The following is a 12,330-nucleotide window of genomic DNA, read 5'->3' as shown; positions in this document are numbered from 1 at the left end:
TGTTATATTACACTACGCCATATTTTGAGGCACTTACGCTCTATTTCCAATCCCTGAAGAAGCCATTCTACCTGTTGAAAAGTGATCTCTTTTACTTCATCTGGTGTCCTGGGCCATTGAAATTTCATATCATCCAGAAGTTTTTTGGTCGCAAGCACAAATCCATTATAATCATATCTCAGAACTTTTATGGAATCCTTCCGTCTGTTGCAAAAGATGAACACATAGCTGCTATTATACGGATCCAGTTTAAAATTTAGCGTGACCGTTGCAATCAGCCCTGAAATCTGCTTTCGAAAATCTGTAGATCTACAGGCAAGAAATATACGGGATGCTCCTTCAGCAAACCGCTTCATCACAATTTTTTCAATGTCTGCAAAAGTTTCAGAAGTGTACCTGGATTAAAGTTTTCTGGCACATATATTTTCATTCCCTGAGAATAGATCATCAGCCGGTTGTCATTAGATACGATACGGCCTTGAGGATTATGGGAGTAATTCTGAGATGCAGGCCGCAGGACTTCGCCAAAAGCTGTTGATGATTCCTGACTTGTTCTGGACATAAGATTCTCCTCCTTAATATCAAGTTTCTCTCAGTATATCAAGAAGAGATCCTTTCGTCACTACGCCATGTTTTGAGTCACTTACAATTCTTTATCTCTACCAGTTCCAGTCGCTTCCGGCTCACCGTCTTGCTCTCTGGATGCCATGACTGCTCCATAAGCAATGTAAGCAGGGCGGACAACGATTCGTTGATCCGCATATCTCTTATATAATCGGAAGTTGAAGCCAATGAGTAGAGGTCCGTGAGGATGGTGGTAAAAGGGGCGGAATCATCGGGATGGAACACAGGGCTGCCGCCACGTTCCTTATACTTCTCATAGATAGCAGGCAGGGACGGGGCGTAGAAATGGCACCACTGGAGGGACCAGAGGGATGGAGTAGGAGCAACACGGTTGAGAGTACCAGTGCTTTGAAAAGCAACTGTGTCTTTCTCACAGGCAGTCTCGTTCACACAGGTGGGTGTGCTGATACTGGTGTTGTTCACACTGGTGCTTTTTCCCTCACTGTTATACCCGGTCGAAAGCTATACGCTTTCCTGCAGTCAATGAACACACAGTCCCCAGCTGACAGCTCATAGGTCGTTCCTTCGTAGGTGAGAGTACCGTTTCCAGACAGGACCACAAAACACAGAAACGAGGTCAGGTTCGTTCTGGTCGATGTATGCGGGTGGATGGCCTATAACGATCCGACCTCCTGCAGATGCAGTAATGATGTCCGGGCAAATGTGGACGGTGTGTACAGAATTCGGGAGGAGGTCACGGACGAGGATTGTGGGTTGAATAATTCTTGGTCCATATTATGTCCTCACCCTCTTTCCGAATCTTTACCTTACTCTTTTCATTGTCTGTGCTAAAAGTGCTCTGACGTTTAATTCATTTTCCGGAATATTTTCTACTGCAAATTTATAAGAATATCTGTAAACCTCTTTGACCGTTATATTTAACTGTTGCGACAATTCTAATGCTATTTTCTCGGCCACCTGTTTACACTTTTTTCTAAAGCTTCCTCTTTCTTCAATTTTACTATTATATTGTGTCTGATTAGAGAAATTTGGCAAGGCAGCTTCATATGCTGTAAAATCCAACTGCTCGGCAATTGAATAATCAACCTGTTGATTACTGTATTCAGCACGTAACGATTGCAAGAACTGCTGTTTTCTTTCGATATATGTTTTAACCAAAAGCACTTCTGGCGTATACGGCAAAAATTTGAGAAAGCGACTATGATCATGATAACGCTGTATATCCTCTTGATTTCCATACTGAGGATATGGTATCACATCTGTTTCAACATCTTTATCCATAAATGCGGTAACAAAAACATTGTCATAGAATACATAGTTATTTGCTTCAACATAAAAATTGATAACGTTTTTATATCCGCCAATTTCAAGAACCCGAATATCAAGATACGCCTGTTCTGGATAATAGGAAAAATACTTTCTTTTTAGTTCCATAAACAATGCTTTTGCCATATCATCCTCAACTAGAATGACAATATCCGGCATTGTATCCTCTCGCATACCAATGGCACCAATAGCTTTTGCTGGTGGGCAATGATACATCACGTCTATTTGTCCGCTTTCATTTCCTTCTTCAAGCAAAATCACATCTTTTTGGCTTCTTATTAAGCTGGCTGAATGTGTCGTAATTAAAATCGTCAGCCCTTTTTCATCTGCCATTTCTTTTAGGCATGAGAGCAATCGAATCTGAGCGGATGGATGCAACGCCAACTCAAGTTCATCAATTAATACAAGCGACCCATTAGACACATTATGTATATCATACAAAAGATTCAACAGTACTATTTCGCCAAAGCTAAAATTTCTTTCCGTATAAAATCTTCCATCTTCTACTGGTATTGCATATGCAATGTTTCTACGTCTAGTATCTACTGCTGATTTACCTCTTCCTCGATATAGCTGTCCCGTTGTAATTCGAATCATTGATGAATACTTGTCTGTTCCAAAAATTTGATTGAGTTTTTCATTTATCCAGTCATCGCCCCGATGATTTTTTCGTGGTGTAATATCTGTCTGCGTAAAAACACGTTCATCTTTCGTTGTGATGTTTACTACTTGAGGATACCCCATAAGGCTCAGAACATCATTTTGTTTATTAGCCTTCCATTTTCCACTACTTCTCTTGGAATATTTAGTGCTTTCTCCATCAACTTCATACTGTATATAACCAGAAAAGAAATCTAACCGATCATTTCCATTTGATGCAGGGAAACCGGTTCTAAATGCATTGCTATTTTTTATTCTGCTCAAGCAGGTAAATAGTGTCGTTTTTCCGCTTCCATTCTTTCCTGTAACAACATAAAGCCCTGGTGTTGGAATGCAAAACTCCATATGTTTAATATTCTTTATGTTATCTATTATAACTTTCTTTGTCATTCTGTATCTCCCATGATTTTCCTATATTCTTATCCCAAGTGAATACTTTGTCATCCGAATACAGTTTTCTATGCCCTCTTTTACTTGCACATCATCTTGAATATTCCGAATTTCGATTGGAGTACAAACAATTTGATTACGGTCTACTTTCGTTGGTGCATTTGCTCCATATGCATTTACGGTATAGTTCCATAGGCCTTTGCAGCCAACAATAGTTACACAAACATACATCGCAGTTGAACGGCCTAATTTCTGGTACATTTTCGATGTTCCCTGTATCAATTTTCTGAGTTCAGCTTCGAAGTCAAATATAATCAAATATCGTTCCGTTTTTAGTTGCTGGCTTCTTGAATTTTGTTCTCTTATCTCAAAATCCATTTTTAGTTCAACAGCACCAGTGTTAAAAATTTGTAACTGCTCAAAATTCCGCTGTTCAGAGTAATCAGGAAAATAGACACCATCTACATTTGGAACCGCACGGTCATAGATCATGCCATTAAATAGATCATCAAAATTCAATTTTCCTTCTCTGTACAGATCATACATCGGAACGCAATCACTTCTAAATGTGGCTGGAATCACCTGCACAAGTGCAAATGGTTTCTTCATTTCTGTAATATGTTCTTCCAGTCGTTCTTTTCTAAAGCTCTTGATATCTTCTGACAGCATTGCAGCGTTTAAGAATCCATTTCGTATCTCTGTATAACTCATTGCCTGCTTTTTGTTCCCGTGCCTTATGTAGAAATGAAACTGTCCTTCTGGTTCTTCTGTAATATATGGTTTGTACAGTCCTCGTTGAATATGAAGTACCACAATATATTTGTCATCTTGTAATGAAATGAACGAAAAGGCCACATCCGGCACAGTTGGGCGAATCGCCTGTAGTTCATTCCGGCGATCCAATTCAAAGCGATCAATATTAGGAATCGAAATACCTGCTAATATACTGGCTACTCCAGAAGTTTCTCCGATTCCATAAAAGATGTATCCTCCGTCTGCATTCGCAAAGGAACAAACATCATTTCTAAATTCAGCTTGTTTCTCTTTCTTATTGCTTTTATCTATAAGTGGTGCAAAATTCACCTTATAATCAATAAAATTATTCTCTCGATAGGCATCATTACTAAGAAGGACCTGAAGATCGTCCTCAGTCCATTCTCCAAATTCTTTATTATTTATCTTCATGTGGTTTATTCCTCCTATCCAGAGTTATTCCTTCACATCTCAGCCAGTCATAAGACCGTTGCCTGCTGCTCACCACGGAGAGGTGTGTGAAGATTTGAGCAGCTACCGTGTGAGATCGCTCACACGGCCTAAATTGTCATTCCCAGCTAAAGCACATTCCTTGGAAACCATCCGCTTGTTCTTTGCTATTGAACACAACCTTGATTTCCTTCTCTACTGTACAGTCATCGCTGACTACCAGAATATGTCTCTGTGAGAAGTCATAATCGAATGTTACTGTTGGGGATTCAAACAGCTCTCCATCTACATAGATGTCCGCTTTGTTGTCACCAGATTCAAAGGTGTAATCTATACCGAAAACGCCAGATGCTGATGCATTCAGCGTGAAAGTTGTATCATCTACACGTTTAAAATCTTTATCTGCACCATACCAGATGAAGTTATCAAACTTATGTACATCAGCATTGATAGCATCAACATTTTCCATCTTTCCGGTAGATGCCGCCACATTTTCGTCAATGACATTCTTTACCGTTTCGTAGTAGATTTCCTGTCCAGCGTCATTCGGATGAACACCGTCATTTGATAGATCATCATAAGCCTTTCCAGAGTTATTGAACGCTACAATCGTGTCTGCTACAGGGATTCCATAATGATCACAGATGCTTTGGATTGTGATTATATTGGATGTATAGTCACGCTGTGAGGATTCTAAAATTGAAATAATCGAGCAATTCGGGTATTTATTTTTGATGGCTTGTACTATCGCTTCATAATATACGTCCAAGCCTTGTAAGGCATCATTCTGACCATAGCAGATAACTGCCAAGTCGTAGTCGATGTCATCATCCAGTGCCATTGTCTGGACATAACCAGCATAAGAGGTATTACCTCCCATTGAAACATTTGTTACGGATACAGATGCTTTATTAACAGTCCTTAAATATGCTTGTAACTGTTTAAACCACTGCTGCCCATCTGTTTCTGTGCCAGCACCCGCACCGATTGAATCTCCCACAACCAAAACATTAACGTCAAACCCATCTGATAGCTTCTGATAAAAGCTATCCTCTGCCTTTTTCTGTTTTAATGCGGCTTCTTTCTCCTGCTCTTCCTGATACAGTTTTGCATTCAATGCTTGTAATTCTGCCGATTTCTTGTCCTCATCCTTTTTGTTCATCCAAAGGAGAACACCAAGGAGCACAGCGAGCAAAGCTATAATAATCGATAGTATTACATTTTTCCGGGATCTACTGCGGTCCCCCCCACACGACGATTATGACTCATTCTTTTCTCCTCAGTTATAGACTTTTCTTAATTTCCGATGAACAAATCCCAGGCGTTCTTTTCATGCGTACAACTTCTTTTCCATTTTCTTTGCACCACTCAATAGCTCTTTGAAATCCTGCATGATTTTGATCCTCGCCAACTGCAAAAACATCAAAATCCAATGTCTTAATAGTCACATCAACATCTGTATAACTTACCACTTCATCAACTACACGTAGCGCACTAACCAATTCTTTTCTCTGTTCTGTTGTATACATAACTTTAGCATCTGGTTTTGTTTTCAATATATAATCGCCATCCTGAACAGCAACTATCAACCAATCTCCAAGGTTCTTCGCATTTTTAAACAACCGAAGATGTCCCAGATGAAAATAATCATATACTCCAAATGTTACAACTTTTTTCATTTTCATTCTCCATATATTCTTCTTATTTTATTCTTCTTGCTTCAATATAATATCTTTTTTCCTGAGCATGTCCCATGGAAAACGTTTTTCGTGGTAATGAACCATTTTTTATGATTTCTGAAAATAAATTTTCTTTATCGATGGCTGACAATAAAAGCCCTATACAATCGGATTTACAGCTCAATTTCTTTAAAACATCATCATCGTGAATATAATCAATGTCACAATTATTTGTTTTAACGTAATCATCTAAAAATCTTTGTAAAATGCCGACCGTCAATTCTCCTAGACTTTCATCTAAATACAGTACGCCTTGTTTTTCCTTTGTATAATATTCCACCTTATGCTTACTGTGTGATACGCATATTGTTTTTATTTTTGTGAGAAAATCACTGATATCTACATTCATTAGCAATCTATGTATAGGTTCAAACTGTTGTGATTCGTCCTGCAAATTTTCTAGCTCAACCAACGCATATCTTGCCTTTATACTTGTTCCAAAAGCTTTCTTTTGCTGTTCATAGCATTCTTTTGCCGTAGCAAGCGAATGGTTTCCATCTCCTACAGCAAAGATCATCGGATTTTCATCTAATCCATAATATTTTTCTCTAATATCTTGTAAATACTTTTCTAAAGCAGTATCAAATATCTCTGCTTTGTCTTTAGATACAAGCCATCCAGTGATGTGTCCTCCATCCTGCATCAAATCGAAATCATATAGTATTTCTAGCTTTTCTTTAATCGTCTCAATCGATTCCAACAATTGATGCTTTTGATCATCACACAAAAGCAATATATGAGGCAATTCAATGTTCGCATTTTCACGGATCTTGACTCTTGGCGGTATACGGTCTACCACTGTTTTTTCTGTTGCCCTGATTTTAGATTTTGCGTTTGGTTTATAATCGTAATCTTCCAAATCAATTGCGCCAACTATACCTTTACGAATAGCACCATTTTTTAATTTTCGTTCAACATATATATACGAATCATTATATGTTTCAAAAATATTCCTTTTTAAATAGCTATTCATTGTTTCATTAATACTAGCTATTTTATCATCATTATTTTCCGACAGTTGTGCTTCCGGTAAAATCAAATTATATGTAGATACTTCATCTCCGACATATTTTTGCACATTTTCCCAGTATTCAGGTTGTGATGTGAATTGATCACATGCAACAACTGCCCACTTTCTATAATCTTTAATTTTTGGAAGTAAAATATCCGTTTTTTCAAATACCATCTCGATTATACTTTCTGTTCTTTCATTTTTTCTTTAATTTCTGTAGTGCTTATTCCATGCGTATATGGCAAATACTCAATTGAGGCCCCATACTCTGCAAACTGCTTTTCTGTACGCATATAACGCTCAGATCCCTTCCAGTCATCTCCAGAGAACAGAACATCAAATCCAAATTTCTTTAGCGCCAACATTTTGTCATCGGTTTCTTCAATCGTTACCAACTCGGCTCTGTCTACAACTTTTAGAGCATTCATAATTCGCACTCTTTGATCTTCTGGGTAAACAGGCTGCTTTTTCTTGATTTCAGTAACATACTTATCATCACAGACACCAACAATAAGAATATCGCACATTTCTTTGCATCTTTCCAAAAGGTTCAGATGTCCCACATGGAAAAGATCAAATACTCCACATGTATATCCAATATGATACTTCTTCATTTAATATTTCCTCCTTTATAACTTCAACTCAATAATCTGGTGCTGATTTCCGCGTTTTTCTATCGGTGGAAGTTGCATATAGTCACCATAAGCCGTACGCAAATACAGGTCAGAATCCTCTGGAACAGAAAATTCTGTATTCTCAAATATCGCTATGCTCAATTTATCAAAACATTTCGTAGGAATAATCCACTTTCCGTATGGTGTTGCCCCAGTTGCTTCATAATAATATTTCGTTTTCTGATCATTATATTTTCTATTTATAGCATCAGCATTTTTTATCAAAGTATTTCTATTTTGAGTCAGCGAAAAAGCAATATAAGGGAGATACTTTATTTTTCCGAATATGCGTTTCCATAATTTTTTGTGTCTAACCCATGGTTTGACGTGATTTTTCATTTGCAACGCATATCGATAAAGCATCACCCGTCTACCATGGCTATATCTGTCAGACTCAGAATCCGGATATACATCATATGGAAACACATCAACAAATAACTCATTATGTGCTCCACTATTTTGTGAAACATTTTCTATATATACTGTTCCAAGTTTTCTCACTTTTGCATACGCATGTGGATAATTTTCATCACTTTTCCATGTTTGCAAAAAATAGTTTTTGCCTAGCTTTTCGGGTGCAATTTGAAGGAACTTTTCATACTCATCTCGAAGCATGCCAATATCCATATCATCATCCCAAGGAATAAAACCTTTATGTCGAACTGCACCAAGCAATGTTCCTGAATCCAAAAAGTACTTGATGTTATTTTCATCACATACTCGCTTTATTTCTTTTGCAATCTCCAGCTGTGCGAGTTGAACCTTTCGCAAAGTCTCATTATCCATTTTTACTTTACTCCTCTATATTATTTTCTATAAACAAAATACAAGTCACCCAAACATCCTCTCGCCGAGTTATAAAAAGCACGATATTTGCTTGCAAGTTTTATCCATAACGCAATATTGCCTGTCTCAAAGAAACGCCTTCTTAGTTCAAGGAACTCAATTCCTTTTTTCAGCATTTCTTTGTCATTCTCTGATGTTACTCGTTCTAAACCCATCTCATGAAAACGAATATAATCATCAAAAGTTTGAATTCTACTTTCCTTGGTTCTATTCTCTTCACTTGTTGCATTGTCACCATGTCTACGGAATTCTATTACTGGGTAATTGAACAATCCTAAAGCATGATCCATCCTTGCAAAACGCCATAGTATTGCGTCATGTGGGTATTTCGTATTCCATTTATCCTTAATCGAGTTGTAAAACGTTTTTGTGAAGCAGAACACACATCCTGGACGATTGATATATGGCCATTTTGGGTCAATTCCCAAAAGATCTATACTTTCGTCTTTTTTCATTTTTTTACTGTTAGACGCGTACAGCTTACTCCCGCTTCCGTTATCTTTTTCTGAGAAAAAAGTATTATAATTAGCGGCGAGCAATTCAATTTTAGGATTGTTTTCCATGCACCCTACCATCTTTTCAACTTTATCAGGATGCCAAATATCATCTTGATCGCACGGAAAAATGTAACCGCCAGTTGCTAAATCAAAACCACTCTTAAAGTTTTTCTTCCATCCCTGGTTCAGCTCATTCTGAACCAAGTTCCACCCTTTCAGATTGTACTCTTTTATATAAGCACTCACTAAATCTGGTGTATGATCTGTGGAACAATCATCCATAATAATTACTTCATCAATTGGCATTGTCTGCTCTCGCAAAGAATCCATTTGTTCCCGCAAATATTTTTGCCCATTATAAGTCGTCATAACGACAGACACTCTCTTATCCATTGCTCTTCCTCATTCTCTTCTTTATAACATCCATGGCGGCAGTGGCATATGGATTTCTCATAACAATCAAAGTTATCACATACACCAAAGCAGAAAGTACAACAGCGCAGGCCATCTTCATCAAGCTGTTATGGAAGAAGCCATTACATAGCAAACATGTAATTCCGATAAACGCACTGCCACAAATGCATGAAACAATTGGTTTCACTTCCAAGGTTCTCCAATCAAAAAACGCCTTTGAAAAGCACATCTGCATCATACAGTTCACCAACTCAGCTATTACTGTTGTAACTGCTGCGCCAATCATTCCAAGCGTAGGCATTAAAACGAAATTCAGTCCAACATTTACAATTGCTGAAACCACTGTTGCTTTAAGGCAAAGCTTTTCCTGGCGATTAACAATCAGAACACAGTTTGTAAACAGTGACGCATATATGGCAAATAAGGTCGCAACGCTCAGAACTTTCAATACTGCATCACCAGCGATATACTGTTCTCCTCCTGCAATCAAAATCATAGAATCGCTCATAAAGAACATTCCAACTACAATTGGAAGCAACACAATATTCAACGCAGAAAAAATCCGATTCAAAAACGTTTTATACTCAAGTGGCTTGTTCTTTATGATATATGCAATTCTCGGCACTGAAACAACGATCACCGCATTGATAAGTTGCTTCAACAAATTATAAATTTTAGATGCGAAGCTGTAGACGCCAACTTGTGCATCCGATTCAAAAAAGCCAAGCATAGTAATATCCGAATTGACATAAATTGAGATGGCAATTGAATTCACAAATAAAATCAGCAATGACACAAGATGCCTTTTCAAGTCCATATCAAACGTAAAGCGAATCTTCGCATACTTACGGACATAAAATACATTAATCAGGTTTCCGCCATTAGTTGCTAAAACCGAGATAATGCAATATGGAATAATATCCTCTGGCTTCCTTACGAAAACGAACATTGCAATGAGGCACACACATTGAACTGCAATGTACCGCACTGTAATATAAAAGTAATCTTCAAAGATGCCATTTACCCAGTCTGTACCAATTACAGCCATAATGATTGCTGTACTCTGGATAAAAATATAGGCTTTGTATCCCGAAAATTTTGGCAGGCAAAATACCATTATGCTGAGCAACAGCAATGAAATTGCTGCTGAACATACGTTAATGGAAAACACCTGTGAGCAAAACTTATCTACTTCTTTTTGGTCATCGCGTACTTTTGCACCTTCCCGAATCGCATAAGTATATATTCCAAGGGCTGCCAGCAGTATGAAATAATTCGTCACAGAATATGAAAAGCTGTATTTTCCATAACCATCATTTCCTAACACTCTTGATATATACGGAAATGTGATCAGTGGAAATATGATAGAACAGCATTGCTTAATTCCATTTAATACAGCATTTAATCCTAACGATTTTTGTTTCATACCACTTTGCCTTTCTTAGTCAAATTTTTTCACCTTACTTAATGAAGCCATCATCAGCAAAAAGATTACATAGCTTATCGAATGATAATGATAAGTAATTCCACCAAATATAATTATTATCATTGCATCCTTAAACTTTGTTTTCATGCATTTTACTACTTCATAATAATACGCCAAAAGTGTACATACTCCGCCCCCAAGTAACAATCCAATAACATCACATTCTACGGCCCATGCACTTGAATACTGCTGTATGCCTATTATTCTGCAAATATCTTGTTGTTCAGAAAACGCGGCTCCAGAACATCGCATTCCATATCCGAACAACATTTGAAAAATGTTCGAACGTGTCAACCATATTTCAAACCCATACGGATAATATAATAAGTGCCGCATTCCCGAAACATTTATCGCGCCTGTATCAGTTATCCGCAACAATATATTTGAAACCTGTCTGCGAATAGATGGTATTTTCAAATATGCTGCCAATGAAGCTACAATTATAGTTACTCCACCAATTGCATTTCTTACCAGCGCACTCTTTTTGATTTTTAAATTACTCTTCAATTTTCTAATGATTACAATTATTACATAACCTGCCACCATTACCCATCCTGTTCTTGACAAGCTAAGAACTGCTGTGGCAAGCAATAAAAATTTCCATACTTTCTTCTTTTCCAATGCTGCACCTAAGCATACCACAAGAGCAAACATCGAATTTTCAAAATTCAAGCCAGTAATTCTCATGTTCCAAGAATTTCCAGAGAAGAATCCCATAATCCAATCTCTCGTATTTGTAGAGTGAAGAATATCTACAAAAAGAATTTGATTGATATTAATTCCTGCACCATATTGTAAAATCAACTGAAGAATTCCCCATATAGCCTGTATCCGTGCTGCCCATACAATCCCATTTACATAACAATCTGTACATTCTGATAAATACTTGTTTGTACAGTTAAAAAGCAACACAAAAATCACAAGATAGAAAGTGCTATTGATTAAATAACTTTTTACTATATCGTAGTGCTCCACACGAAAATCGTATGCCATGGAAAACAGGCACGATACCATACTACATAATATAAACAAAAGGAATCCTGAAGCTCTCGGTATTTTCATGCCGCCCTTGTTTTTATGTTTGAGGAACTCAACCCCTGCAAATACTGTAAAAAGTCCAACAAATACAGCATTAACGGAAATCCCCGAAATTTGTAAACCTGATATCGAATTCAAGATAACGAATCCAATAACGATAATCTTTTCCCACGTTTTCATACCGCCACCTCTCTTTCAAAGAGATAGCAGTACGAAACTGCATCACAAAGTTTTTGGGGAATACTATCTATATAAGAGTGAACGTAAGCAAGCCATTCTTTAGCTTGTCTTACCCCCCCCCCCGGACAGTTTTTGTCTTTAGTAATTTGCTAATCAGAATTGGAATTACAGCATAATACACAAAGGAACGTCCCAATTCAATGCTTTCACTTCTAACAAGAAAAATCATATAGTACATCAAGTATACGATTACAAAGAAGTTCTCTGGCTTTACATATTT

General features: G+C 37.4%; 14 protein-coding genes. All 14 read right to left on the bottom strand.

Annotation, left to right across the window (positions count from 1 at the left end; translation table 11 throughout):
• Positions 1-2 precede the first annotated feature (2 nt).
• The 14 genes from tnpB to AB5026_RS04610 all read right to left on the bottom strand — a co-directional run bounded on the left by tnpB (position 3) and on the right by AB5026_RS04610 (position 12,050).
• Complete coding sequence (tnpB, locus tag AB5026_RS04675; RefSeq protein WP_138277602.1) at positions 3-356, bottom strand: IS66 family insertion sequence element accessory protein TnpB; 354 nt, start codon at positions 354-356, stop codon at positions 3-5.
• Positions 356-562 (bottom strand): hypothetical protein, encoded by a 207-nt coding sequence (locus tag AB5026_RS04670; RefSeq protein ID WP_138277603.1) that lies wholly within the window; start codon positions 560-562, stop codon positions 356-358. The genes tnpB and AB5026_RS04670 overlap by 1 nt, the downstream gene beginning before the upstream one ends.
• 77 nt (positions 563-639) lie before the next feature.
• The gene (locus tag AB5026_RS04665) at positions 640-1,047 is read right to left on the bottom strand and encodes a hypothetical protein (RefSeq protein WP_138277604.1); all 408 of its coding nucleotides are present in this window, start codon (positions 1,045-1,047) and stop codon (positions 640-642) included.
• Positions 1,044-1,184: a cupin domain-containing protein gene (locus AB5026_RS04660; RefSeq protein ID WP_158293343.1), complete on the bottom strand. Its 141-nt coding sequence runs from the start codon at positions 1,182-1,184 to the stop codon at positions 1,044-1,046. Before AB5026_RS04660 ends, AB5026_RS04665 begins: the two co-directional genes overlap by 4 nt.
• 202 nt (positions 1,185-1,386) lie before the next feature.
• On the bottom strand, positions 1,387-2,961 hold the full coding sequence (locus AB5026_RS04655; RefSeq protein ID WP_138277605.1) for an ATP-dependent endonuclease: 1,575 nt from the start codon (positions 2,959-2,961) through the stop codon (positions 1,387-1,389).
• A gap of 21 nt (positions 2,962-2,982) precedes the next feature.
• Positions 2,983-4,146 (bottom strand): ATP-binding protein, encoded by a 1,164-nt coding sequence (locus tag AB5026_RS04650; protein ID WP_368212854.1) that lies wholly within the window; start codon positions 4,144-4,146, stop codon positions 2,983-2,985.
• A gap of 136 nt (positions 4,147-4,282) precedes the next feature.
• Positions 4,283-5,326, bottom strand: coding sequence for an SGNH/GDSL hydrolase family protein (locus AB5026_RS04645; RefSeq protein WP_138277607.1), 1,044 nt, complete (start codon positions 5,324-5,326; stop codon positions 4,283-4,285).
• Positions 5,327-5,447: 121 nt separating this feature from the next.
• Positions 5,448-5,843, bottom strand: a complete 396-nt coding sequence (locus AB5026_RS04640) for an adenylyltransferase/cytidyltransferase family protein (protein ID WP_207670814.1) — start codon at positions 5,841-5,843, stop codon at positions 5,448-5,450.
• A 22-nt stretch (positions 5,844-5,865) separates the two neighbouring features.
• Positions 5,866-7,089, bottom strand: coding sequence for a DUF1015 domain-containing protein (locus AB5026_RS04635; RefSeq protein WP_368212852.1), 1,224 nt, complete (start codon positions 7,087-7,089; stop codon positions 5,866-5,868).
• 5 nt (positions 7,090-7,094) lie between these two features.
• On the bottom strand, positions 7,095-7,529 hold the full coding sequence (locus AB5026_RS04630; RefSeq protein ID WP_368212851.1) for an adenylyltransferase/cytidyltransferase family protein: 435 nt from the start codon (positions 7,527-7,529) through the stop codon (positions 7,095-7,097).
• Between the two features lie 15 nt (positions 7,530-7,544).
• On the bottom strand, positions 7,545-8,375 hold the full coding sequence (locus AB5026_RS04625) for a phosphorylcholine transferase LicD (protein WP_138277611.1): 831 nt from the start codon (positions 8,373-8,375) through the stop codon (positions 7,545-7,547).
• Between the two features lie 20 nt (positions 8,376-8,395).
• A complete protein-coding gene (locus AB5026_RS04620) occupies positions 8,396-9,325 on the bottom strand; it encodes a glycosyltransferase (protein ID WP_138277612.1) in 930 nt (309 codons plus the stop codon).
• Positions 9,318-10,772 carry a flippase gene (locus AB5026_RS04615; RefSeq protein ID WP_138277613.1) on the bottom strand — a complete coding sequence of 485 codons (1,455 nt, stop codon included), beginning with the start codon at positions 10,770-10,772 and terminating at the stop codon, positions 9,318-9,320. Before AB5026_RS04615 ends, AB5026_RS04620 begins: the two co-directional genes overlap by 8 nt.
• Before the next feature lie 15 nt (positions 10,773-10,787).
• Positions 10,788-12,050, bottom strand: coding sequence for a hypothetical protein (locus AB5026_RS04610; RefSeq protein ID WP_138277614.1), 1,263 nt, complete (start codon positions 12,048-12,050; stop codon positions 10,788-10,790).
• Between the last annotated feature and the right edge of the window lie 280 nt (positions 12,051-12,330).

The organism is Blautia sp. RTP21359st1_E11_RTP21359_211015, from assembly GCF_040910705.1.
GTDB lineage: Bacteria > Bacillota > Clostridia > Lachnospirales > Lachnospiraceae > Blautia_A > Blautia_A fusiformis.
Note: the sequence above shows the minus strand (reverse complement) of the source record. Positions and strands in the feature narration are given on the sequence as shown.

Bases quoted from the DNA above. Each gene is read 5' to 3' on its own strand.
- AB5026_RS04655 (WP_138277605.1), bottom strand. From the start codon at position 2,961: ATGACAAAGAAAGTTATAATAGATAACATAAAGAATATTAAACATATG.
- AB5026_RS04640 (WP_207670814.1), bottom strand. From the start codon at position 5,843: ATGAAAAAAGTTGTAACATTTGGAGTATATGATTATTTTCATCTGGGA.
- AB5026_RS04635 (WP_368212852.1), bottom strand. From the start codon at position 7,089: ATGGTATTTGAAAAAACGGATATTTTACTTCCAAAAATTAAAGATTAT.
- AB5026_RS04670 (WP_138277603.1), bottom strand. From the start codon at position 562: ATGTCCAGAACAAGTCAGGAATCATCAACAGCTTTTGGCGAAGTCCTG.
- AB5026_RS04615 (WP_138277613.1), bottom strand. From the start codon at position 10,772: ATGAAACAAAAATCGTTAGGATTAAATGCTGTATTAAATGGAATTAAG.
- AB5026_RS04625 (WP_138277611.1), bottom strand. From the start codon at position 8,375: ATGGATAATGAGACTTTGCGAAAGGTTCAACTCGCACAGCTGGAGATT.
- AB5026_RS04650 (WP_368212854.1), bottom strand. From the start codon at position 4,146: ATGAAGATAAATAATAAAGAATTTGGAGAATGGACTGAGGACGATCTT.
- AB5026_RS04630 (WP_368212851.1), bottom strand. From the start codon at position 7,529: ATGAAGAAGTATCATATTGGATATACATGTGGAGTATTTGATCTTTTC.
- AB5026_RS04610 (WP_138277614.1), bottom strand. From the start codon at position 12,050: ATGAAAACGTGGGAAAAGATTATCGTTATTGGATTCGTTATCTTGAAT.
- tnpB (WP_138277602.1), bottom strand. From the start codon at position 356: ATGAAGCGGTTTGCTGAAGGAGCATCCCGTATATTTCTTGCCTGTAGA.
- AB5026_RS04620 (WP_138277612.1), bottom strand. From the start codon at position 9,325: ATGGATAAGAGAGTGTCTGTCGTTATGACGACTTATAATGGGCAAAAA.
- AB5026_RS04645 (WP_138277607.1), bottom strand. From the start codon at position 5,326: ATGAACAAAAAGGATGAGGACAAGAAATCGGCAGAATTACAAGCATTG.